Annotated in this window: 21 protein-coding genes; 16 read left to right on the top strand and 5 right to left on the bottom strand. The window is 72.3% G+C overall.

Annotation, left to right across the window (positions count from 1 at the left end; translation table 11 throughout):
* Nucleotides 1–145 precede the first annotated feature (145 nt).
* From O0S08_RS01560 to O0S08_RS01550, 3 genes are all read right to left on the bottom strand, one after another.
* Entirely contained in the window at nt 146–592 is a 447-nt protein-coding gene (locus tag O0S08_RS01560; protein WP_269037156.1) for a YciI family protein, read from the bottom strand.
* Between the two features lie 196 nt (nt 593–788).
* Complete coding sequence (locus tag O0S08_RS01555; protein WP_269037155.1) at nt 789–1307, bottom strand: TlpA disulfide reductase family protein; 519 nt, start codon at nt 1305–1307, stop codon at nt 789–791.
* 29 nt (nt 1308–1336) lie between these two features.
* Nucleotides 1337–2425, bottom strand: coding sequence for a DUF3570 domain-containing protein (locus O0S08_RS01550; protein WP_269037154.1), 1089 nt, complete (start codon nt 2423–2425; stop codon nt 1337–1339).
* Nucleotides 2426–2541: 116 nt separating this feature from the next.
* Here O0S08_RS01550 and O0S08_RS01545 point away from each other — a divergent pair, with 116 nt between their 5' ends.
* From O0S08_RS01545 to O0S08_RS01490, 12 genes are all read left to right on the top strand, one after another.
* The gene (locus O0S08_RS01545) at nt 2542–2985 is read left to right on the top strand and encodes a hypothetical protein (RefSeq protein WP_269037153.1); all 444 of its coding nucleotides are present in this window, start codon (nt 2542–2544) and stop codon (nt 2983–2985) included.
* On the top strand, nt 2982–4478 hold the full coding sequence (locus O0S08_RS01540; protein WP_269037152.1) for a spermidine synthase: 1497 nt from the start codon (nt 2982–2984) through the stop codon (nt 4476–4478). The genes O0S08_RS01545 and O0S08_RS01540 overlap by 4 nt, the downstream gene beginning before the upstream one ends.
* 5 nt (nt 4479–4483) lie before the next feature.
* The gene (locus O0S08_RS01535) at nt 4484–5407 is read left to right on the top strand and encodes a hypothetical protein (protein ID WP_269037151.1); all 924 of its coding nucleotides are present in this window, start codon (nt 4484–4486) and stop codon (nt 5405–5407) included.
* Nucleotides 5408–5774: 367 nt separating this feature from the next.
* On the top strand, nt 5775–6644 hold the full coding sequence (locus O0S08_RS01530) for a DUF4266 domain-containing protein (RefSeq protein WP_269037150.1): 870 nt from the start codon (nt 5775–5777) through the stop codon (nt 6642–6644).
* A gap of 188 nt (nt 6645–6832) precedes the next feature.
* The gene (locus O0S08_RS01525) at nt 6833–8014 is read left to right on the top strand and encodes a DUF2271 domain-containing protein (RefSeq protein WP_269037149.1); all 1182 of its coding nucleotides are present in this window, start codon (nt 6833–6835) and stop codon (nt 8012–8014) included.
* 167 nt (nt 8015–8181) lie between these two features.
* Complete coding sequence (locus O0S08_RS01520) at nt 8182–9384, top strand: FIST signal transduction protein (RefSeq protein WP_269037148.1); 1203 nt, start codon at nt 8182–8184, stop codon at nt 9382–9384.
* Nucleotides 9371–10729, top strand: coding sequence for a sensor histidine kinase (locus O0S08_RS01515; protein WP_269037147.1), 1359 nt, complete (start codon nt 9371–9373; stop codon nt 10727–10729). The genes O0S08_RS01520 and O0S08_RS01515 overlap by 14 nt, the downstream gene beginning before the upstream one ends.
* A gap of 605 nt (nt 10730–11334) precedes the next feature.
* Nucleotides 11335–12738, top strand: coding sequence for a selenium-binding protein SBP56-related protein (locus O0S08_RS01510; protein ID WP_269037146.1), 1404 nt, complete (start codon nt 11335–11337; stop codon nt 12736–12738).
* On the top strand, nt 12735–13454 hold the full coding sequence (locus O0S08_RS01505; protein ID WP_269037145.1) for a hypothetical protein: 720 nt from the start codon (nt 12735–12737) through the stop codon (nt 13452–13454). The genes O0S08_RS01510 and O0S08_RS01505 overlap by 4 nt, the downstream gene beginning before the upstream one ends.
* Before the next feature lie 121 nt (nt 13455–13575).
* The gene (locus O0S08_RS01500) at nt 13576–14772 is read left to right on the top strand and encodes a V4R domain-containing protein (protein WP_269037144.1); all 1197 of its coding nucleotides are present in this window, start codon (nt 13576–13578) and stop codon (nt 14770–14772) included.
* Nucleotides 14773–14779: 7 nt separating this feature from the next.
* Complete coding sequence (locus O0S08_RS01495) at nt 14780–15049, top strand: hypothetical protein (protein WP_269037143.1); 270 nt, start codon at nt 14780–14782, stop codon at nt 15047–15049.
* Complete coding sequence (locus O0S08_RS01490) at nt 15046–16905, top strand: PAS domain-containing hybrid sensor histidine kinase/response regulator (protein ID WP_269037142.1); 1860 nt, start codon at nt 15046–15048, stop codon at nt 16903–16905. The genes O0S08_RS01495 and O0S08_RS01490 overlap by 4 nt, the downstream gene beginning before the upstream one ends.
* Before the next feature lie 272 nt (nt 16906–17177).
* Here the strand turns inward: O0S08_RS01490 and O0S08_RS01485 are convergent, their stop codons facing one another.
* Nucleotides 17178–18068 carry an AraC family transcriptional regulator gene (locus tag O0S08_RS01485; protein ID WP_269037141.1) on the bottom strand — a complete coding sequence of 297 codons (891 nt, stop codon included), beginning with the start codon at nt 18066–18068 and terminating at the stop codon, nt 17178–17180.
* Between the two features lie 101 nt (nt 18069–18169).
* On the opposite strand from O0S08_RS01485, the gene O0S08_RS01480 reads away from it, so the two are divergent.
* Both O0S08_RS01480 and O0S08_RS01475 read left to right on the top strand, forming a co-directional pair.
* Entirely contained in the window at nt 18170–18733 is a 564-nt protein-coding gene (locus tag O0S08_RS01480; protein WP_269037140.1) for a hypothetical protein, read from the top strand.
* Nucleotides 18734–19361: 628 nt separating this feature from the next.
* On the top strand, nt 19362–20750 hold the full coding sequence (locus O0S08_RS01475) for a choice-of-anchor L domain-containing protein (protein WP_269037139.1): 1389 nt from the start codon (nt 19362–19364) through the stop codon (nt 20748–20750).
* 127 nt (nt 20751–20877) lie between these two features.
* Here O0S08_RS01475 and O0S08_RS01470 read toward each other — a convergent pair whose 3' ends face one another.
* A complete protein-coding gene (locus tag O0S08_RS01470) occupies nt 20878–21708 on the bottom strand; it encodes a hypothetical protein (RefSeq protein WP_269037138.1) in 831 nt (276 codons plus the stop codon).
* Nucleotides 21709–21797: 89 nt separating this feature from the next.
* Here O0S08_RS01470 and O0S08_RS01465 point away from each other — a divergent pair, with 89 nt between their 5' ends.
* Together O0S08_RS01465 and O0S08_RS01460 are read left to right on the top strand one after the other, a co-directional pair.
* On the top strand, nt 21798–22292 hold the full coding sequence (locus O0S08_RS01465) for an OmpA family protein (RefSeq protein WP_269037137.1): 495 nt from the start codon (nt 21798–21800) through the stop codon (nt 22290–22292).
* Between the two features lie 321 nt (nt 22293–22613).
* Entirely contained in the window at nt 22614–23516 is a 903-nt protein-coding gene (locus tag O0S08_RS01460; RefSeq protein ID WP_269037136.1) for a hypothetical protein, read from the top strand.
* The last annotated feature ends 28 nt before the right edge of the window (nt 23517–23544 follow it).

The following is a 23544-nucleotide window of genomic DNA, read 5'->3' as shown; positions in this document are numbered from 1 at the left end:
GGCTTTGCGAATGCGTGCACTCGCAAGGCCGGCGCATCCTCATTGCGCGGACCTGCGAATGCGTGCACCCGCGGATCTCCGACCCGCGAGCGCCGCGTCGGCGGAGGCCGGCGGTCCTCGAGGCCGGCCTCGCGCGACGACCTCGTCAGCTCGCCGACTGGCGGCGGGCCAGCTCCTCGCGGAGGGCGTTCTCGCGGGCGGCCTCCTCGGGCGACAGCACCTCGGGCGAGAAGTCCTCGAGGTCGAACACCCGGCGGACCTCGACGCTCCACTCCTCGTTGCTCTCGGGGTCGCCGGGGATCTTCTTCACCCACTCGATCGCCTCCTCCTTCGAGCGGGTCTGGAACAGCCAGTAGCCGGCGATCAGCTCCTTCGTCTCCGAGAACGGCCCGTCGACCACGGTCGGCGACTTGCCGGGCCGGAACGTCACGCGCGACCCCTTCGAGCTCGGGTGCAGGCCCTCGCCGCCCAGCAGCACGCCCGCCTTGACGAGCTCCTCGTTGTAGCGGCCCATCGCCTCGATCAGCTCCTTGCTGGGCATCGCGCCGGACTCGGACTTCGCATCGGCCTTGATGATGATCATGAATCGCATGTCGTCTCGCTTTCCTCGGGAGTGTCTTGATGCCGGGCCCGCGGTCCGTCCGGACCGGGTTTCGCCCGGGCTGTACCTCCACGTCGAACGGCGGCCGGCTCGATCGACACGCCCCGCGAATTTTTTTGAAGCCCTGCCCCGCGCAAGGCGCGGCCCGCTATTACCGGCCGCTACCGCGACATTGCCCGCGGCGACCTCAGCCGCCGAGGCGCTGCGTCACCTCGGCCTCGAGCTCGGCGATCTTCACCTCGCCGGCGATGACCTTGGCGACCTTGCCCTCCCTGTCGATCACGTAGAGCGTCGGCATCTTCGGCGGCGACCACGACTTCGCCAGCGCCTGGCCCTCGTCGTGGATCATCGGGAACGAGACGGTGACGTCGCGCAGGAACGCCTCGGCGTCGGCGCGCTGCTCGTCCATGCTCACGCCGATGAGCTCGAGGCCGCTGGCCTGGTGCTTCTTGTAGAGCGCCTCGAGCTCGGGCAGCTCGCGGCGGCAGGGCTCGCACCACGAGGCCCAGAAGTCGACCAGCACCAGCTTGCCGCGCATCGCAGCGAGGTCGACGGAGGCGCCCGCGCCGGCCAGCGACGGGCCGGACAGCGCCGGCGCCGGCGCCTCGGCGGTCGCAGGGGCGCCGCCGTCGGGCGCCTTGGTGGCCGGCTGCGGCTCACAGGCGGACAGCAGGAACATGGCGAAGAGGACAGGTCGTGAACGCATGCGTGTGCTCCGGGGGGACGGCCGTGTCATCAATAGCGCCCCCCGAGCATGGCCGACAGCTCGAGGGCCCACACCCGCGACAGCCCGACGAAGTCGTCGTAGCCGATCCGCGTGCCGGCGACCAGCGCGCCGACCTCGATCGAGCCGCGCTTCAAGGGCTTGGTGTAGATGCCGTGGAGCGCGAGGCGCTGGCTGCCGAGCGACGACAGCTCGCGGTCGCGGGTGAAGTAACCACCTGGCCCTGGGGACATATAGCGGGCGCGGTAGAAGAACGCCGACGACTGGGCGTAATGCCGGTACTCGAGCGCCAGGGTGGCGCCGCGGGCCGGCATCACCGCCAGGTCGACCGACGCGGTGTGCGAGCGCACCTGCCACGAATCGTAGTAGAAGCGGTAGGTCGCGCCGAGCGAGACCTTGCGGTGCAGCGCCTGGCGGCCGCGCAGCACCCACGCGTGGCGGTTGCGGCGGCGCGGGTGCACCTCGGGCAGGCAGAATTGCGCCGCCTCGTTGCACAGCCCGTCGCTGTCGCCGACGGCGACGAAGCGGTACGGGCTGGCCATGTAGCCGAGCGCCCCGCGCAGCTCGTAGGCCAGCTGCAGCAGCGTCGTCTTGGTGACCACGAAGGTCGCGCTGACGAGCGCCCCGCCGGCGCGCAGCGGCTCGCGGAAGGTCGGGTCGCCCGAGCGGCCGACGCGGTCGAGCGCGCCGAACAGCCGACCGGCCAGAGTGATCGTCCGCTGCGCCAGGTCGACCTTGCCGCCGAGCGTCGCGCTGTTGGCCAGATAATCGGGCTCGTGTGAGAAGCGATACGACGCCGCCCACGCAGTGTTGCCGCGCTCGCGCTCCACCCCCATGACTGCCTCGTGACGGTTCTCGCGCACGATCGGCGTGGCCGCGGTGCGGATGTCCACCGACGCGCTGGTCCACGCGTCGAGGCTGTAGCTGATGTCGAGCTGCGTCTGCGGGCTGCCCAGCTGCTGCCGCACGTGGGCCCGCGGCGAGATCACGGTGGTCCGGTCGCTGTCGGTGCGCACGTAGATCCCCCCGCGGAGTTGCCCCCCAATCGGGGCCGGCTCGGCTGCGATGAGCAGCGCGACGCTCAGGGGGATCCACCTCATCGCCGGCGAATCAAACCGCGCAAATCGCGCGAACCCCTGAAATTAATTTTGAAATCCATTTTCAGATCAGAGACTATCCGGCGCGCCGTTTCCCGTCAACTCTGGAGTTTTAAGACATGGCCGATAGGGCACGTCCCCCGCTCGCACTGATCCTCGGGCTCGCCGCATGCGGCGGCCTCGGGAACGCCAGCGACAGCGACACCAACAACTTCACGACGGCCGTGCCGCCGTGGATGGGCAGCGAGAGCGACAGCGACAGCGGCAACGGCACCGTCGTGCCCGGCGGCGCGACCACCACGTCGACGAGCGGCGCCTCGGACAGCGCGACGACAGGCGAGCCGACGACGTCGACGTCGACGTCGACCTCGACCTCGACCTCCACGTCGACCACCGCGCCGCCGGACCCGACCGGCGCGCCGAAGCTCGACTTGCCGCCGAGCTTCACCACCGGCGACACCGACAAGGACAAGGACGACGACAAGGACAAGGACGACGACAAGGACAAGGACGACGACAAGGACAAGGACGTGGACACGACCACGTTGCCCGTGCCGCTGTGACCTTCGGGCCCTCACCGCGCAGCCCGGCCGCGCGTGAGGCCGCGACCTTGCTGCTCGCCGGGCTGTGCTTCGGCGCCAGCCAGCAGCTCGTCGTGCGCGAGCTCGTCAGCCTCCTCTACGGCGAGGAGGTGGTGTTGCTATTGGTCTCGGCCGCCGCGCTCGCGGCCGCGTCGATCGGCTACGGCCTCGGCGCCCGCCTCTCGCCGCGCGCGCTCGCCCGCCTGCTGCTCGCGTGCGGCGCCCTGTTGTTGCTCTCGCCCGCGCTGCCACGATTCGCGGTCGCCGGCCTGTGCCTCCTGCGCGGCGACTCCGGCCCCGAGCTGCTGATCGTCCTCGCCCTGCTGGCATTCGCCGCCGCCGCCCCGTTCACCGCGGTCGTCCCGGCCCTGCTCGATCGCCACGAACAGCCGGACGACCGCCTCGCCGCCCTCCGCCGCGGCTACACCGCCGAGCTGATCGGCTTCGGCCTCGGCAGCGCCGCCGCCCTCGCCCTCGGCGGCGCCCCCGGCCTGCGCTTCGCCGTCCTCGCCGCCGCCCTGGTCGCCCTCGTCCACGTCGCCCTCGACCGGCGGGTCATCACCTTCGCCTGCACCGTCGCCGCCGCCCTCGCCTGCGCCGCTCATGCCCCGCTGTCGCAGCTCGGCGCCGATCTGGTGTATCGCCACAAGCACCGCCTGCCCGGCGCGCAGGTGCTGTGGTCGGTCGATTCGCCGTACCAGCGGGTCGAGGTCGTGACCGCGCCGGGGCGCGGCCGCATGCTCTACCTCGACGGCCTGCGCGACCTCGACGACCGCGACCTCGGCGCGCTCAATCACTACCTCGCGCGCGCCCCGGCGACTCTGGTGCGGCCGAAGGACGCGCTGCTGGTCGGCAACGGCACGCTGTCGATGGTGCCCGAGCTGTCGCGCCTGTCCGATCATTTGACCACGGTGGAGATCGATCCGGCGGTGGTCGACGCCGGGGCGCGCTTCTTCACCCCGGGCGAGCCGCTGGCGCGTCTGCCCAATTGGCGCTTGATCCTGGCCGACGGCAAGCAATACCTCGCCGCCACTGATCGCCGCTTCGACCTGATCGCCGTCGACGTCCCGTCGCCGTTGACGCTCGGCGAGGCCTATCTGCACACCCGCGAATTCTACGCCCTGTGCCGCGCGCGCCTGAATCCGGGCGGGATCCTGGCGATTCAGCTGAGCGGCCCGCTCGGCGCCCCGACCCGCACGCCGGCCCGCCTGGTCGCCTCGCTGCGGGCCGAGTTCCCCGCGGTGGTCGTGGCCGACAGCGAGACCGCCGAACGCGCCTTCGCCTACGCCGGCGACGCCCTGCCGTTCAGCCTCGACGCCCTGCGCTCGGTCGCGGTCGCCGGCGAGCGCCGGCTCGAGCTCGTCAGCGGCCCCGAGCTCGACCGCCGGATCGCCGGCGCCGCCCCCTTGACCCTCGACGACCTCGACCTCGTGCTCCGCCGCGGCGCCGAGCGCCTGCGCGAGCGCTACTTCTGATCGCCATGCCACGCGCCTTGCCCTCCGCCATCCTCGTCGGCGTCCACCTCGGGCTGCTGCAGGCCGGGCTGCTGCTCACCCTGTCGCGCGCCCTGTCGGCCGCGCACACCACCTACGCGCTGGTGCTGACCGCCTGGCTGGCCGGCTCGGCGCTCGGCTTGTGGTCGCGCGCGCCGGCCCGCGACCTGCCGCGCGCCCTCGGCCTCGGCCTCGTCGCCTACGCCGGCGCCGCCCTGGCGCTCGGGCAGGTCGACTTCGCCGCCGCCAGCCCGTGGTGGTTCGCGCCGGCGGTGGCCGCGGCCGGCCTCGCCTCCGGCACCTACTTCGCCGCCGCGGTGGCCGGCGGGGCCGCGACCGGCCGCGTGTTCGCCCGCGAGACCTGGGGCTTCCTCGCCGGCACCCTGCTGGCGGCCGCGGGCTACGCGTTCCTCGGCCGACATGCACTTTTGACCATGCCCCTCGTGACAGGTTCGCTCGCCCTCGCCGGCCGCCCGCGCGCCGCCCTGGCCGCCGTCGCCCTGCTGTTCGCCGGTTGCGACGACCCGGTGCGGGTGGTCCCCGCGCCCGACCGGGCCCGCTTCGGCGCCGAGGTCTACCCGGTGCTGCTGCGCGACTGCAGCTTCCCCGCCTGCCACGGCGACCCGCGCCGCCCGCTGTTCGTCCCCGGCCCCGGCCGCACCCGCCTCGGCGAGCCCGAGTCGCCGCTCGACGCCCCGACCCGCGCCGAGGTCGACCTCGCCTACGACCGCGCCCGCGCCTGGCTGCTCGCCGAGGGCGACGAGCCGCCCCCGCTGCTGCACAAGCCCGGCCCGCGCGCCGCCCACGAGGGCCGCGACGAGCACGGCCGCAACGTCTACGAGGACCCGGACGCCCCCGGCCTCGCCGTCCTCACCGCCTGGGCCGAGGGCACGGAGGCCCCCGCGCCATGACCCACCGCCTCGTGTTCGCTCAGTTCATGCCCCTTTGGACATGCCCTCCGGAGCATGCCCCTTCGGCCATGTATGCCTGCACCGGCGCAGGTCCCCGCGACGCGGCCCGTCCTGTCGCCTCCGCCGCGCGGACTCGGCCGCTCGCGACGTCCCCGTCCGAGCATGTCTCTCGGAGCATGTCCGCCTGGACCGAGAGAGATCCCCACGTTCCCGTCGCGCTTCACTCGGGCGGGCACCCGCAGCGGTGGTGCCCCTCGACAGATGCCCTCGAGGACATTTCTCAAGAGACATGTCCCTTAGAACACTTCCGATTCGACCCGCCCGAACGGCCATATACACCCACCGACGGACCCCCCGAGGTGACCGCGTGACCCGCCCCGCCCTCGCGCTCGCCGCCCTCGTCGCCCTCGCCCCCGCGGCGGCCGCCGCCTACTCCTCGCCCGCGCTTTACACTGCCGACCCCGCGCGCACCGGCGGCGCGGGCGGGCGGATCTTCAGCGGCAGCCCGGGGGACGGCTTCACCTGCGCCGTCTGCCACACCGGCGGCCCGGCCCCGACCCCGGAGCTCCGCGGCGGCCCGGGCGGCGCCTACGAACCTGGCGCGACGTACATGTTCGAAGTGACATGGCCCGAGGACGTGTTCGGGATCGTGCTCGAGGCCACCGACCCGAGCGGCGCCCCGCTCGGCACCCTGCGCCTGCCGCCGCCCGACGTGCTGCAGGACGACGAGCGCTGCCCGGGCGGGCGCGCGGCCGAGTGGATCGAGTCCCCCGAGGGCGACCCGCGCCAGGCGGTGGCCGTCAACGTGTGCGGCTCGCACCGCCTGCGCGTACAGTGGACCGCCCCCGACAGCCACCTGCCCGGCGCGATCTACATGGCCGCGGTCGCGGCCGACGACGACGGCACTCCCGCCGGCGACGGCGCGGCCGCGTGGGAGTTCCCGGTCGGACCCGAACCAGCCGCGACCGGCTGCACCACCGCCGCCGGCGCCCCGCCGTGGTGGGCCCTGCTCCTGCTGACCCGCCGGCGCCGCCGCGCCGCCGCGCTGCTCGGTGTGCTGTCTCTCGGGACAGGTTGCGCCCGCGTCCAGCCCTACGAGCGCGGCCGCCTGGCCCAGCCCGACATGCAGCTCAACGGCGACGGCGACCTCTCCGCCGGCCCCGAGCACGCCCTCGACTACCGCGAGGGCTCGGCCGGCGGCCTCGGCGGCGGCGGCGGAGGTTGCGGATGCAACTGACTCACGATCCGCACGACCTCGCGGACACGACCTGCACCGCACGCCCGCTCGCTCGGCGCCCCTCGCCTCAGTGCGACCCCCACGTGCTCGCGGTCGACGCGGATCGACATCAACCTCGCGGTGAAGCAGTTCGGCTCGCCGTTCTCCCCACTCCGCCGGGCCCCGCCTCCCGTCCTCTTCCCCGCGCCATGCCTCGCCGCAGCCTCGCCCTCGCCCTCGTCCTCGCCTGCGCCCCCGAGGGTGGCGCCCGCTTCGAGTACCCGATGAGCAGCGCCGGCGGCAGCGACGGCGCCGGCTCGACCACCGCCTACACCACCGGCGACGACGACCCCCTGACCTCCGGCGGCCCCGGCCTCCCGCCGCCGCCGCCGACCACCGCCGACCCGAGCGGCGCCACCGGCGACAGCGACACCGGCGGCGGACCGATCCCCGCCGCGCTGATCCCCGCCAGGGCCACCTGGCGCTGGCAGCCGCTTCAGACCGCCGTCGACGGCGACTGGAAGGTCGTCGGCTTCGACGACTCCACCTGGTCCGAAGGACAGGCTGCGTTCGGCGACGGCCCCGGCGACGCCACCCCGATCGACGTCGCCACCGCCCCGCTCGGCCTGCGCCTGCGCCACACCTTCACCGTCCCCGCGGCCGCCGACGACGTCCTCCTGCGCGCCTACCTGCGCCGCGGCGACGGCGTCGCGGTGTGGCTCAACGGCGCCCCGCTGCTGCGCTCCAACCTCCCGCCCGACCCGCTGGCGGCCGACGCCCGGGCCCAGTCCGACCTCGAGGGCAACGAGCCGCTGCGCTACATCCGGGTCGCCGCCCCGCACGCCAGCCTGCTCGCCGGCGACAACGTCGTCGCGGTCGAGGTCCGCCGCTGGCAGGCGGGCGCCGCCGGCCTCGGCTTCGACCTCCAGCTGGACCTCTGGGACATGTCCTATGAGCCAGCCGACACCTTGACCGCCCAGGTGCGCACGCGGACCTACGGGGGCGAGTACGCCGACGAGCACGTCGGCGCCGCGTGGATCGAGGGCGGCGGCGGCCTGGTGCGCACCCTCGCGGTCTGGGCCGAGGTCCGCGAGCAGCACCTGATCCGCTGGCGCTCGCTGTCCGACGGCGACAACGCCGACGCCATGACCTCGGCCACCCGCGGCTCGCACCGCACCACCGACCTCTCGTGGGACCTCAAGGATCGCCTCGGCCAGCCGGCCGCGCCCGGGAGCTACAAGCTCGTGGTCGAGTTCACCGAGGACAACTCCAACGAGGGCGCCCCGCCCGGGCCCGTCCTCGAGATCCCGTTCACCCTCGGCGGCGGTCCTCACCTGACCGACATCCCGGCGCATCCGCAATTCGCCGACGGATTGCTCGTGGCCCCCTGACCCCTAAAACTCGCGGCTCTCCGGGGCAGACACGCGGGCCCGTCGGGCCCGTCCTGGAGAATGACAGGGGGCAACCATGAGAGCTCGCGTTCGGACATTTGTCCGAGCGCAAATCAGTGCGTCCTGCACGGGCGCAGGCCGGTTCGTTGCCGCTACAATCGGCGCGGATGGAGATTGCGACCAGCACGACCGCGGTGGCCGACTCCCGGCGCGCGGCCGTCGAGGCCTACGAGGCCCTGCTGGGTCGGCTCGGCGGGCCGCCGGACCTGCTGGTCGTGTTCCCCACAATCGGCCACGACATCCCGGCCCTCGCCGCCGCCCTGCGCGAGCGCGCGGGCGACGTGCCGATGCACGGCGCCACCACCTGCCAGGGCGTCATGAGCGAAGCGGGCTTCGTCGGCGACGCCGGCGTCGGCCTCGGCCTGCTCGGCATCCGCGATCCCGACGGCGACTACGGCGTCGCCGCGCGCACGATCGGCGACGACCCGCGCGGCGCCGGGCGGGCCGTCATCACCGCGGCGATCGCCGCCGCCGGCCGCGACGGCGAGCCGCCCGCCCTGGTGTGGCTGGCCGCCGACCCCGGCTTCGAGGAGGCCGTCATCGCCGGCATCCAGGACGTCCTCGGCGCCGACGTCCCGATCGCCGGCGGCAGCGCGGCCGACAACGACGTCGCCGGCCAATGGCAGGAGATCGCCAACGGCGAGGCCCTGCGCGGCGCCGTCGTCGTCACCGCCATGTACCCCTCCGGCTCGATCCACGTCGCCTTTCACAGCGGCTACTCGCCGAGCGACAGGAGCGGCGTGGCCACCCGCGTCGACGGCCGCACCCTCCACGAGATCGACGGCCGCCCCGCCGCCGAGGTCTACAACGAGTGGACCGGCGGCGTGATCGCCGACGTCCTCGGTCGCGGCGGCAACGTCCTGCGCAGCACCACCTTGCACCCGCTCGGCCGCGTCGCCGGCGAGTACGGCGGCCTCCCGTTCCACCGCCTGTCGCACCCCGACTCGGTCACTCCCGGCGGCGCCCTCACCCTGTTCACCGAGGTCGAGGCGGGCGAGCGGCTGATCCAGATGGTCGGCACGCGCGAGAGCCTGGTCTCGCGCGCCGGCCGGGTCGCACGCGCGGCGATGCGGGCCGGCAACCTCGGGCCGCTCGAGCTCGCCGGCGCTCTGGTCGTCTACTGCGCCGGCTGCATGCTCACCATCCAGAGCGAGATCGGCGACGTCGCCGGCGAGGTCGCGCGCGAGCTCGGCGAAAAGCCGTTCCTCGGCACCTTCACCTTCGGCGAGCAGGGCTGCTTCGTCAATCGCCGCAGCCACCACGGCAACCTCATGATCTCCGTCGTCGTCTTCCGCCATGGCGAACGCTGACGTCGACACGGCCCTCGCGGAGCGCGTCCGCGAGCTCGAGCAGCGGCTGGAGGCCGCCGAGCGGGCGCGGCTCGCCGCCGAGGAGGAGGTCGCCGAGCTGCGCGTCGAGCTGGCGCACACCGGCGAGCGCGGGCGCCTCGCCGCCGTCCACACCGAGCGCCTGCTAGAGGGCCTCGAGGTGCTCGGCGAGGCGCGCGACGTCCTGCCGCTGTTCGCCGAGGTCCTGCGGGTGCTCGGCGACGTGCTCGAGTTCGACGCCGCGTTCGTCGTCGGCTTCGCGCCCGAGGTCTCGCCGCAGATCGTCTCGGCCACCGACCCGCGGCTGTACGCGGTCGCCTGGCCCGGCGGCGCCTTCACCGACCGCGTCCTGGCCGGCCGCACCGTCGCCCTGTTCGACCTCGCCGGCAACCTCGAGTGGCAGCAGGTCGACCCGGCCCTGCGGGGCGAGTACGCCTCGGCGCTGCACGTCCCGCTGCACGCCCTGCACTCGCAGGCGATGCTGGTCTGCCTCCACCGTCGGCGCGGCTTCTTCATCGCCGACCGCATCACCCGCGCGCGCCGGTTCGCCGCGCTCGTGCGCCAGGCCTTGCGGACCGCCGAGCAGCTCGTCGACCTCGAGAGCGACCGCAACCACGCCGTCGCGCTCAGCCGGGCCAAGAGCCGCTTCGTCGCCGGCGTCAGCCACGAGCTGCGCACCCCGGTCGACGCCATCGTCGGCTATTGCGAGCACCTGCTCGAGGAGCCCGCCGCCCGGCAGGGCCCCGAGCTCGCCGAGGTGCTCGGGCGCATCTATCTCTCGGCGCGGGTCCTGTGCGACCTCCTCGGCAACATCCTCGACCTCAGCAAGATCGAGGCCGGGCGCATGGACCTCGAGCTCGGCACCGTGGCGATCGCCGAGACCTGCCGGCTCGCCCTCGTCACCGTCGCGCCGCTGGCCGCCCGCAACGGCAACCGCGTCCGCGTCGAGCTCGCCCCCGACCTCCCCGAGCTCCGCTCCGACGCCGGCAAGCTGCGCCAGATCCTCATCAACCTGCTCGCCAACGCCTGCAAGTTCACCGAGGCCGGCACCATCGACCTCCTCGTCCGCGCCGACCCCGGCGACGCCCCCGCGCTGGTGTTCCAGGTCCGCGACACCGGCAAGGGCCTCGCCCCCGAGGAGTGCGCCGCCCTGTTCCGCCCGTTCACCCAGCTGGGCCTCGCCGAGACCCGCCGCGGCGGCACCGGCCTCGGCCTCACGATCGCCAAGTACCTCACCGAGCTCATGGGCGGCACCATCGGCCTCGACAGCGTCGTCGGCGTCGGCACCACCTTCACCGTCCGCCTGCCGCTCGCCGGCAGCACCTAGCTCCTGTTCCTTACGACATATTCGTCAGAGCATGTCCATGGGGACATGTCCTTCGCGCCCGCCGAGGCGCCGCGGCGGCGAGCGCTCGCGGACCGTCGCCGGCTCTGGACCACGGCCGCGACGATCGCATCACCATCGGCAGACTCGACCGCCGACCCGCTCCCCGGCAGCTCGTCCGCGGCTCCAGGACAGCGGCGCTCTCCCCCTCGATGCCAGCCGCAGCGAGCTCGACTGCATCGATCGGGATATCGACAGCGCCACCGCCCCGGCCGCGCTCCGCCGGCGCGCCCGGCAGATGTCACATCGGACATGTCTCGACAGACATTTTATCCTGGACCTCGCGCCCGGGATCACAATTCGTGCGCCGTTTCGAGCGACGATCCCGCGTAACCAACGTGGCAGCAATGTGGGCACAGGTGATGCCTGCACCCCGATGTCGCGACCCCGTCCACCGGCGCCGACGCCCGCGCGGGCCAATCTGGGCAGTGGCCGCGGCCGGAGGCCGACCTGAATCCATGTCTCGAAGGTCCTATCAATAGTCCGCCTCGGCGCCGGCCTGCCGGCCCTTGACGCGGCCTGGCCGCGCGGGGCAGGCTGCGGAGCGCATGGCGGCTCGTTTTCGTCCCGACCCGACCTTTTATCCGTCGCCGACGATGGCGATGCAGGCCCCGCCGGAGCAGCTCGCGTACGTGGTGCTGCTCGACCCGACCGGCGCGAAGCGCCCCGACGCGATGGCGGTGGTCGACGTCGACCCGGCCTCGAAGAGCTTCGCCCAGGTGGTCGGCCAGGTCGACATGCCGAACATCGGCGACGAGCTGCACCACTTCGGCTGGAACGCCTGCAGCGCGTGCCTGTGCCCGTACGCCCCGCACCCGCACGTCGAGCGGCGCTACCTCGTGGTCCCGGGCATCAACTCGTCGCGGATCTACATCCTCGACACCCAGCCCGACCCGAAGCGGCCGCAGATCGTCCGCACCATCGAGCCGGACGAGGTGTTCCGCAAGACCGGCTACGCCAGCCCGCACACGACCCACTGCGGCCCCGAGGGCATCTACGTCAGCGCGCTCGGCAGCCCCGACGGCGGCGGCCCGGGCGGCATCTTCATGCTCGACCACGAGACGTTCGACATCCGCGGCCGCTGGGAGATCGATCGCGGCCCGCAGGTGCTCCACTACGACTTCTGGTGGCACCTCGGCCACGACACCCTGATCTCGAGCGAGTGGGGCACGCCGAGCATGGTCCGCAACGGCGTCGACGCCGAGGCCCTGCTCGCCGGCAAGTACGGCCACGCCCTGCACGTGTGGGACCTGCGCCGGCGCAAGCACCTCGAGCGGCTCGAGCTCGGCCCCGAGCAGCAGATGGTGCTCGAGCTGCGCCCCGCCCACAACCCGACCCGCCCGTGGGGCTTCGTCGGCGTGGTCGTCTCGCTCAAGGACCTCTCGGCCTCGGTGTGGTTGTGGTTCCTCGAGGGCGGCAAGTGGCAGATCAAGAAGGTCATCGAGATCCCCGCCGAGCCGGCCGACCCCGCCGTCCTGCCGCCGCTGCTCAAGGGCTTCGGCGCCGTGCCCCCGCTCATCACCGACATCAACCTCTCGCTCGACGACAAGACCCTCTACGTCTCGTGCTGGGGCACCGGCGAGTTCATCCAGTACGACGTCTCCGACCCGCACAACCCGAAGAAGACCGGCAGCGTCCACCTCGGCGGGATCGTCCGCCGCGCCGCTCACCCGAACCAGCCCGACGTGAAGCTCGGCGGCGGCCCGCAGATGGTCGAGATCAGCCGCGACGGCCGCCGAGTGTACTTCACCAATTCGCTGTACGCCCCGTGGGACGAGCAATTCTACCCGGGCGGCTTCGACGGCTGGATGGTCAAGCTCGACGTGCCGGCGGACGGCAAGGGCATGACCCTCGACCCGAAGTTCTTCCTGCAGTTCGAACCCGGCCTGCGCGGCCACCAGATCCGCCTGCAGGGCGGTGACGCCTCGTCCGACTCGTACTGCTACCCATGAGCGACGCGCAGGCATGGCTGGCCCTCCTGGGCCTCGGCGCCTTCCACGGCATCAACCCCGGCATGGGCTGGCTGTTCGCAGTGGCCCTCGGCCTGCAGGAGCAGCGCAGGGCGGCCGTCCTGCGCGCGCTGCTGCCGATCGCTCTCGGCCACGCCCTGTCGATCGCGGTCGTCCTGCTCGTCATCGGCGTCCTCAAGGACGCCCTGCCCGACGCCTGGGTGCGCTGGCCGGTCGGCCTCGGCCTCGCCGCCTTCGGCCTCTACAAGCTCGTCCGCTGCCGCCACCCGCGGTGGGTCGGCATGCGCGTCAGCTCGCTCGACCTGACCTGGTGGAGCTTCCTGATGGCCACCGCGCACGGCGCCGGCCTGATGCTCGCCCCGGTGCTGCTCGGCTGGCGCGACGGATCTGCTGTTGAACACGCTTCAATGCATGAACACATGCATCACGCGGGCCACCACGCGCAGCACGCAGTCGACGTCGCCGGTGGTCACGCCGGCCACGCCCAGCACCTCGCGGAGCTCGGCGCCTCGACGCCGCTGCTCGGCCTGGCCGCCACGGCGCTGCACACGCTCGGCTACTTGCTGGTGATGGGCCTCGTCGCGGTCGTGGTCTACGAGAAGGTCGGCCTGGCGATCCTCCGCAAGGCGTGGTTCAACCTCGACGCCGTGTGGGCCGTCGCGCTGGTCGTCACCGGCATCGTCACGCTCGCGCTGTGATGCGCGCGCCTGCGCCTCAGTCTGCTCGCGCACCGCGCACCCTCACGTGTGGAGTCGCGGCGGCGATGTCCGGCGGAGTATGATGCTCCGCGCACGGCGCACGTGCGCGAGGAGGATGACAATGGCGATCGACAGCGACCTGGCCCCCCGGCTGGCCATGCAGTACGAGCCCGCGACCTATCGCCGACGGATCGCCGGGCACGACGTCATCATTCACTGTCACCACTACAACGCGCGCCTGCAGCGGACCCTCGAGGGCGCGCGCGGCATCGACGGCAAGGGCATCATGGTCGGCGCGGCCGAGACCGTGTTCGCCGATCAGATCGCGCGGGCGCTGCGCCCCGACGACGACGAGGCGCGCCGCTGGGCCGTCGCCGAGCTGCTGTACCGCCACCTCGGCTTCGGCCGCATCGACCTGTCGAAGGTCGGCGCCGACGAGGTCACCGCCGACTCCTCGCACTTCGTCGAGGGCTGGCTGGCCGGCCTCGGCGAGACCGCCGACAACGTGTGCAGCTTCACCGAGGGCTACCTCCAGGGGGCCGTGCACGCGGTCACCGGCGCCTCCGTGCGCGTGCGCGAGGTCGAGTGCATGGCCCGCGGCGCCGCGCGCTGCCGCTTCGTCCTCGACCGCGGCGAGCGCCCGGCGGTCGCCCCCGACAGCAAGGACCCGCCGATCCCCGCCCCGCGCGAGCCCGGCGCCGGCTGGCTGCGCTCGCCCAACGTCGACGAGCAGGCCATCATCGACGCCGTCGTCGGCATGCCGATGATCGGCGACGACGCCGGCCTGATCCCCGCCTTCAGCGTCTACCTGGCCAACATGCCGGCCGACTTCTACAACCGGATCTGCATCGGCTTCGTCGAGGCCATGCGCGGCCTCGGCCGCGACAAGACCGCCATCCGCCTGCTGATCTCCGACGCCGAGCACTGCGGCATGAACACCTTCCGCGGCATCATGCACTCGCCCGAGTGGGACGGCCTCATCGCCCCCATGGTGCGCGACCGGGCCGACGCGCTGCACGCCATCATCGCCATCAGCAACGCCCTCGGCTGGGGCGACTGGCACGTCACCGCCCACACCCCGCGCTCGCTCGCCCTCGAGTCGCGCTACGGCTACGAGGCCGTCGGCTACCGCGAGTACCGCGGCCTCGCCGCCGCCCCGCAGTGCGCCATGCTGACCGGCGTCGCCGCCGGCGTCATGGAGCTCGTCTACGGCGAGGGCACCGTCGAGGAGCGCTACGGCACCTTCACCGCCCGCGAGGAGCGCTGCGTCAGCTGCGGCGAGGCCTCGTGCAACTTCGCCGTCGAGCAGGTGGAGTAGCCGCCGCATGCACCGCGAGAAGGTCCCCGCCTGCGTGCATCCGGAGACCTACAAGTACTTCCTCGACCGCGACGCGGTGATCCCGACCTGGCAGAAGCTGGCCGCTCGCTGGGGCGAGCCGCGCCACAACCAGAGCTTCCGGACCATGGAGATCGCCGCGCCGCGGTTCACCTTGCGGTCCACCGTGCTCGGCAACCCGATCACCGTCCTGCGACGCCGCGAGTGCACCGCCGAGGACGTCGCCGAGCTGCACGCGCTGCTGGGGTACGGCGGATGACCAGCGACCGCGCCGGCGCGACCTCGTGGGCCTACGAGCTCGAGCTCGACACCGAGCTGCGGATCGTCGCGGTCGACCCGCAGCTGTGCGCGCGCCTCGGCTGCGACAGCGGCAGCCTGGTCGGCGAGGGCCTCGACGAGCTGTTCTCTCCGCGCGACCGCAAGGGCCAGCGCCTCTTCTACGAGGCCCTGAGCCGCGCCGACGAGGCCGGCCTCGACCTCCTCATCACCTTGCACATCGGCGGCCAGGAGGTGCTCTCGCGCCTGCAGATGTACCCGCGCGAGCGCCGGTGGGTCGCGCGCATCGAGCCGCTGACCGCCGACGGCAACCTCGTCTATCAGCTGTACTCCGCGCAGGAGCGGTGGGCCCACATCGTCAAGCGCAGCACCGAGGGCGTGGTCGTGCTCGACCCCGAGGGCCGGATCGTCGACAGCAACGCCGCCTTCTTCGAGATCATGCGCTTCCGCTCCGCGCACGGCGTCATCCTCAGCGAGGAGGCGCTGCGCGGGCGGCCGCTGCGGCCGCTGCTGACCGCCCACGGCTCCGGCCTCGAGCCCCTCGCCGAGCACCTGCAGAGCCGCGCCGCCATGCGCGACCGCTTCGCCGCCGAGCTCGCCTCGGGCGACCGCTGGCTCGACATCGCGGTCACCCCGCTGCAGCTGCCGGTGCGCGGCTTCGTCGGCCTGTGCGTCACCCTGCGCGACGTCACCGAGCGCCGCCAGGCCGAGATCCTCCTGCGCCAGAAGGAGGCCGCCGAGGCCGCAAGCATCGCCAAGAGCCGCTTCCTCGCCAACATGAGCCACGAGCTGCGGACCCCGCTCAACGCCATCATCGGCTACAGCGACCTGCTGCTCGAGGAGGCCGAGGCGCGCGGCGACCACGAGAGCGTCGGCGACCTCAAGCGGATCGGCATCGCCGGCGTGCACCTGCTCGAGCTCATCAGCAGCATCCTCGACCTCACCAAGATCGAGGCCGGGCGCATGGAGGTGTGGCCCGAGCGCTTCAGCGCCCGCGCCCTCGTCCAGGGCGTCACCTCCGCGCTCGAGACCCTGGCGCAGCAGCGCGGCAACCGCATCGAAGTCCGGATCCCCCGCGAAGTCGGGTTCATGGTCACCGACATGCTCAAGCTGCGCCAGGTGCTCTTCAACCTGGTCGGCAACGCCATCAAGTTCACCGAGCGCGGCACCATCCGCGTCGGCGTGCGCCGCTTCATCGCCGCCGACCGCGACTGGATGGAGATCGCGGTCTCCGACTCGGGCATCGGCATCGCCGCCGAGGCCCTGCCGCGCCTGTTTCAAGAGTTCACCCAGGCCGACTCCTCGACCACCCGCCGCTACGGCGGCGCCGGCCTCGGCCTCTCGATCGCCCGCGAGTTCTGCCGCCTCATGGGCGGTGACATCACCGCCACCAGCGTCCCCGGCGAGGGCTCCACCTTCACCGTCACGGTCCCCACCGAGCTCGACGTCTCCGCCCCGCCGCCGGTCGCCGCCGCCCCGCCGCAGGGCCCCGTCCTCGTCATCGACGACGACCCCACCACCCTCGAGCAGGTCCAGCGCGGCCTCCACGGCGAGCACGTCCCCGTCATCAGCTGCACCAGCGCCGCCCAGGGCCTCTCCCTGGCCAAGACGGTGCGCCCGCAGGCGATCGTCCTCGGCATCGCCGTCCCCGACGACGACGCCTGGAACGCCCTCGTCCAGCTGCGCAGCGACATCGGCCTGCGCAGCGTCCCGGTGATCGTCGCGTCCCTGCTCGACGAACAGGCCCGCGCCCTCGTCCTCGGCGCCTCCGCCTACGTCGGCAAGCCGATCGACCGCGACCACCTGCTCACCGCCCTCGCCCAGGTCCGCGCCGCCTGAGCGATCCCGCGGGGAACTTCCTCGACATGTCCCGAAGGACATCCTGTTCGAGCCCAATCACTACATGTCCCAAAGGACACATGAATCATGGCGGGCGCCCTCACTCGCCGAGCCGCTGCACCGCCCATGAACCGCGCAGAAGCGCGATCGCGTGACGCGTGCCACGCCGACGAGTCAGCGCTCGCATCGCCCGCCGAGCCGCTGCACCGGCACGTGCACCGCGAAACACTGCCGCGCGAAGCGTGCCACTTCGACGGCTATCCGCGCCCGCCTCACCCACCGAGCCGCTGCACCGGTACGTGCACCACGCAACGCGAGCGCTCGAACCGCGACGCGTGCCACACCGACGGATCGAACAGCGTGACCACGGGCGCGAAGCGCCAGCGCAGCGCCGAGCCCGGCAACCAGTCGCGGAAGATCCACGTCATCAAGTCATGGATCCCCGCCATCGCCCCCTCGTAGCGGAAGCGCGCGAACCAGCCCGCCTGCATGCGCCACGGCGAGAACCCGGGCGGCGGCCTCTCGCCGTACCCGAAGCGGATGCAACGGTACTCGCGCGGGCGCCCCGCCGCCTTGTGATTAATAAATCCCCACGGAGGTGATGCGGCCGCCAGCTCCCACGCCGCCGCCGGGGACTCGAGCGCGTAGAGCCGGCGCCACGCCTCGGCGATCGCCGCGTCGTCGAACCGCGCCGCCACCACAGTCACTGCGGAAGAGAGCGGACCGAAGCGAACGATCTCCGGCGCGCTCAGAAGCCCCTCCGGACGGCCCTGCAGGCCCCCCTGCGGCCGCGGAACGGCTCCACGCAGCCCACGCGGGCGACGGCGCATCGCGCTCGGCGGCACCTCGAACGCGCGCACGAAGGCGCGGCGGAACGCCTCGTGCGACGCGTACCCGGACTCGGCAGCGATCACCTCGAGCGCCTTGCCGGGCGCGAACACCAGGTCGTGCGCCGCCCGCTCGAGCCGCAGCGTCCGCAACCACCGCAGCGGCGGCTGTCCGACCACCGCCTGAAACGCGCGGGCGAAGTGTGACGGATCGTAGCCCGCGCGCGCCGCCATCTTCTCGACGGTCCACGCCTCGTCGAGCGAGTCCTGCAGCTCGAGCAGCAGCGTCCCGAGGGCCACCCGCGCCTCCGGCCCCACTGCATACGGCCGGCTCATGCTCCGCCCCTCGCCATTCCCAGGACCGGTAGGGGTCGCGCGAGCGATCGCCGATACAACCGCTGCGCCGCGGCAGCCGCCGCGCCACCGAGGAGTCGTCCATGCCGTCCGCCTTCGCCCCCAGGGCCGCCTTCGCCGTGCTTGCGACCGTCGCCATCGCCTGCAAGCACTCCGAGCAATCGACCCCGCCTCCCGCCGTCGCCGCAACATACTACGTCGGCACCACGACCACCACCTCGCCCGACGGCGCCCAGCCCTACGGCCCGGCGAAGACCATCGCAGTGCGCCGCACCGTCGACTCCGCACACGACAGCATCGAGGAGCTCGTCGTCCACCCCGGCGAGCAATTCATCACCACCTTGCAGCGACGCCCCGGCGACGCCGCCGTGTTCGCCGCCGGCGACCGCGCCGGCAGCTTCACCGGCACAGTCACCTTCACCGGCCCCGAGTGGGCCTGGACCGCCTGGACCTACGACATCGCCATGACCGACGGCTCCGGCGAGCTGCAGGGCACCGGCCGCCTCACCGCCGGCAGCCTCGACACCGACAAGCTGTTCATCAGCCCCGACGGCCAGCCCCGCGCAAGAATCCACGAACACCTCGAACAAGTCGACGAGACAATTTATAAAAGCACGCGCGATCAGCTCCTGCCCCCCGCGCAGTGACTCCCGGAATTCGCGCGAGTCGAATCTTATCGCAGACATTACTCTCCCGCCCCGCAATGGCGTGAACACGTGTCTCGAGCGCAGAGATTCGACGATTCGATCGTCCAAGGTCTACGAGAGGGGTCTCTCCGATGGCTCTTTTTCCTGAGTGCGTGACATTGTTGAGCCGACATGGACTGATTACCGGTTGGTTCTTCGAGCAACTCGCCGCAGTTCGACCGTCGCGGAGGACGGCAATTCGAGCGCGCGTCGCCTGCCACATCGACGGCCTCCGGTACCCGTCGAGCCGCTGCACCTGCCCATGCACCGCGCAACGCGAGCGCTCGAGCCGCGACGCGTACTGAAGGCAATTCTCTCGCCCGCCGGGCCGCTGCGCCTGCCCGTGAACCGCGCAACGAGAGCGCGCCGCGGCGCTCCGCGCCTCACTCGCTGAGCGTCACGCTGAACCGGGGATCCGCCGATCTCCGACTGGCGACCGGCGCGACGCGGTGGCCAGGGCCAGCGGAATCCGTCCAGGCCGCCTCCTGATCCCGGCTCCGGCGCCCGGTGGCACAGGATGAGGTCACTCGCGTTGTCCCTTTCGTTATGACGGCTGTGCGTCGCCTCGCAAGTCGGTAAGCTGCCTGCCATGGTCCGTGTTTCTGTTCTCCTCGGTCTCGTCTCCACCATCGGCCTCGCGTGCGGCGAGCCCGACTCCGGCCTCACGGCCTCGATCTCGGAAGGGGGCACGGAGCCCACTTCGGACACCAGTGACCCGACCGGTGACGGACCCACCAGCTCGACCGCCGGCGTGCCGACCGGCAGCGATACCGGGACCGGGTCCGCTTCGATGACGGAGGGCTCCGAGACCGGCGTCACTCCGACGTCCACCACGACAACGACCGGGGAGTCCTCGACGGATGACCCTCCGGACACCACGACGACCGGCGAGACGACCGACCCTGGCACGACCGACACCGGCGAGACGACCGACACCGGCGAGACGACCGACACCGGCACGACGACCGACCCCGGCGAGACGACCGACCCCGACACGACCGACACCGGCAACGCCGACTGCCAGGCGCCGGCGATGCAGCCTCCGTGCGACGCCGACACGAACGACCCCTTCAAGGCGATCGGCCTCAACTGTTCGGATGACAAGTCGATGGCGATCCCGATCTCCAACCCGGTGATCATGTCGCCCGACGCCAGCGCCTGGCGCGTCGCCACCCACTACGGCACCGCCATGGACCCGATGAACCCCGGCTCACACATGTGGGGCCCGAAGGAGGGCGAGCGCCTGCTCGTCATCGGCACCGGCACCTTCCCCGCGCTCCAGCCCGATGGCGGCCTGACCGAGCCCGACAGCTTCGTCGGCGAGAACGTCGACACCCCGAACGGTAACCCCGACAACCAGAGCGACCTGCCGGGCGTGATGACCTGGCAGCAGGGCAGCAACAACGGCAACGGCGGGACGCCGGGCGTGGACTGCGACGGCGCTCAGGACTGCTCCGACACCCTCGACGCCCAGTGGAACATCTCCCCCAACAACAGGGCCAACGACGTCCTCTACATGTCGTTCGACCTCGAGGTCCCGCTCGGCACCCACGGCTACCTGTTCGACTTCGCCTACTTCTCCCAGGAGTGGCCGACGTGGGTCGGCGACTCGTTCAACGACATGTTCGTCGTCTGGTCGACGAGCGAGAGCTTCACCGGCAACGTCACGTTCATCAACGAGCAGCCGCTGACGGTCACCGCCCTCGACCCCTACATGGTGATTCAACCCGGCGACCCGCTGCTCGCCGGCACCGGCTTCCCCGACTCCTTCTTCGACACCGAGGGCGCCGGCACCGGCTGGTTCGTCGCCAAGGGCTCGGCTGTCCCCGGCGAGAACTTCACGGTCGCGATCTCGATCTTCGACATGGGCGACACGGCCCTCGACACGATCGGCCTCATCGACCATTTCCGCTGGGACTGCGAGGGCTGCATCCCGAGCGAGGTCATGTCCTGCGGGGTCGAGCCCGTGCCGATGTGATCTTGTAATGGGCCCGGCACGCCGACGGGTACATGCTCGTCGCTGCCGCTCGAGCGGGGTGGAGCCCCGCTCGCCGAACCACCGCAACCGAAGTTCGGTTCGCGGCTCGCCGGGTCATCGCAGGCCTCTATCCGCGCCTCCCGCGAAAGCGCAGCCACCATTCCGGCCAGGGCACCAGCACCACGGCCACCAGCAGGATCATCGGCCGGAAATCGATGTGCAGCACCTGATCGATCCCCACGTGCAACGTGACGAGCCCGGCCGCCAGCCACGGTCGCACCCGCGGCAGCGGCACCAGCAGCACCGTCGCCAGCTCGAGCAGGAGCGCAGTCGTCGCCAGCATCGCTGCCACGCGCGCGTCCGCGATCGCCCAGGAGCGCACCAGGCTGTCGGGATCGCCGAGGCGCCACAGCCACAGCTGCAGCGCCGTCCCGTCGGCCCAGCGCCAGCCGGACCCCAGCAGCTTATGAACGCCCGCCCCGGCGTAGAAGCAAGCCAGCACGAACACCGCGCCCTCGCGGATCCACCGCGGCGCGCGCCCTGGCTCCGAGCGTGCGTGTTCGCCGGCCACCAGCAGCACCAGCAGCCACAGCGGCGGCACGAACTTGTGGCGGAACCACGGCAGGTCTTCCCAGTACAGCGAGCCGAGCGTCAGCATCCCCACGGCAGTCGCCCAGGCCCCGGAGATCCTGGCCTTTCGCACATGTCCGAATAGCCATACCACCGCCCCGCCCCACAGCAGCGCGCGGCCGAACCACAGCAGCCACGGCGAGGACCACCACGCTGTCGGCACCAGCAGCCCTGCGACCGACACCGTCGCGTCCTTGGGCAGCGACGCCCAGCGCAGGTCGACCTCGAGCGACAGCCACAGCGCCGCCGCGATCGTCGCAGCTCGCAGGCCGGTCGCGAACAGCGCCGGCTCGCGCTCGAACAGCCTCGCCCAGAACCCGCCCTGCACCACGCGCAGCGTAGCCGACGCCGCCCCTCGCGCGGAAGCGCGCCGCGCACGCGGGCGCAAGCTGGGGCTGCGGTGATACCCTCCCGGCCATGCCTCGCGCCGCCCTCGCGCTGGTCCTGCTCCTCGTCGCCTGCAAGCACGGCGGCGCCACGTCTTCGCCGTCCTCGCGCCCTCCGCCGCCCGAGGTCGCCCCGGTCTACTTCGCCACCGGCTCGAACATCGTCACCTTCGACGACCGCCCGGCCGTCGGGGAGACCGCCGACGCGCTCCTCAAGGACCCCGACCTGCACGTCCTGCTGATCGGCCGCACGGACTCGCAAGGTCAGGCCGACAAGAACATGCAGCTCGGCCTCCAGCGCGCCCGCGAGGTGCGCGAGGCCGTCCTCCTCAAGGCGGACGGCAAGGTCGACCACACCCGCGTCCACATCGGCTCGCGCGGCCAGGCCGAGCCGACCGGCGACAACAACTCCGAAGAGGGCCGCTCCGCCAACCGCCGCGTCGAGTTCTACTTCTACTATCCTGACGGCACCCCCCTGAAGTCGCGCTTCACCGGCCCGATCGTCATCGAGGGCGAGGAGCCTTGAGGCCTGTCTTTCAAGTCATACTCTATGGGACATGACTGAATATTCATCTCAGATTCCGGCCCTGCCCGGCCATGTGCGGCGCCCTCGCCGCCGCGCTAATCGACGATGACGTACGAGCGGGCGAACGCGCGGGCGACCATCGCATCATGATCGTTAACTCCGCGCCCCCCGCTGTCGGCCCTGCTCCACCAGCGCTCCCCCGCTGTCGGCCCTGCTCCACCAGCGCTCCCGCGCCGCGCCTCGCCACCGCTGTTCGGACGTCCATCGACGCACCAGCAAGCAGCGGTCGAAACGTCCCGGCCGCGCCGCTATCATCGCCGCATGACCGGCGCGATCGCAGTGCTCGACGAAGGCGAGCCGGACCCGGGCGGCTGGCGGCGCGCGGGCCTGTGGCGGCGCGAGTGGCACGGCCCGCGGGCGTGGAGCCGCCGGCGCGGCGACACCCTGGTCACCTACGTCCACGGCGTCGCCCGGCGCGCGGAGCCGGTCATCTGGCCCGAAGGCCAGGCGAGACCCGCAGGCCGCGTGTTCGACGATCCCCGCACCCTCCGCGGCGACGACACGACCTGCTGGGCGCTCGCCACCCACCGCCACGTCGTCGTCGGCGGCGCCCTCGAGTTCAGCGCCGGCGCCCCCGCCCGCTTCACCGTCGCCGCCGACCAGAGCCTCGCCCGCAGCCACGATCCGTTCACCCTCGCCCTGGCCGCCGGCGCCGAGCTGGTGCTCGCGGCGCTCGACGAAACGTTCGCGCGCGCCCTCTACGACGCCCTGTGCAGCACCACGTGGATCGGCCCGGGCGACGCCCGCGGCGGCTTCACGATGCGCGCCGCCGCCCGGTACGTCGAGTTCCTGCGCGGCCCGGGCGCGCCGGCCCTCGACCTCCTGTTCAGCGGCAGCGAGGGCCGCGTGCAGGCCGACGTGCGCGCCGCTCTCGAAGCGCTCGGCTGGCGGCTGCGGACCGCCGTCGACCACACCGCCGACGTCCTCGAGCTGCAAGCTCGGCTGCACGAGTGGAGCGCCCGACCTGTCGGCCACGTCGTCCCCTGGTGGAAGCTCTCCGCCGACGGCCGCGCGCCCGCGACCCTCGTCGATCCCTCGACGGTCCCCGTCGCGCCGCCCCCCGACCCGGAGGCGCTGCTCGACTGGCTGGCGAGCTCGGCCCGCATCGACGAATGGGAGTACCTGCGCGCCGTCCACCTCGCCGACGACTGCCACGCAGGCTGATCACTCATCTACTCATGTCCACGAGGAC

Source organism: Nannocystis punicea, from assembly GCF_026965555.1.
Taxonomy (GTDB): domain Bacteria; phylum Myxococcota_A; class Polyangia; order Nannocystales; family Nannocystaceae; genus Nannocystis; species Nannocystis punicea.
The sequence above is the reverse complement of the archived record's forward strand: the minus strand, read 5'-3'. Positions and strand labels throughout refer to the sequence as shown.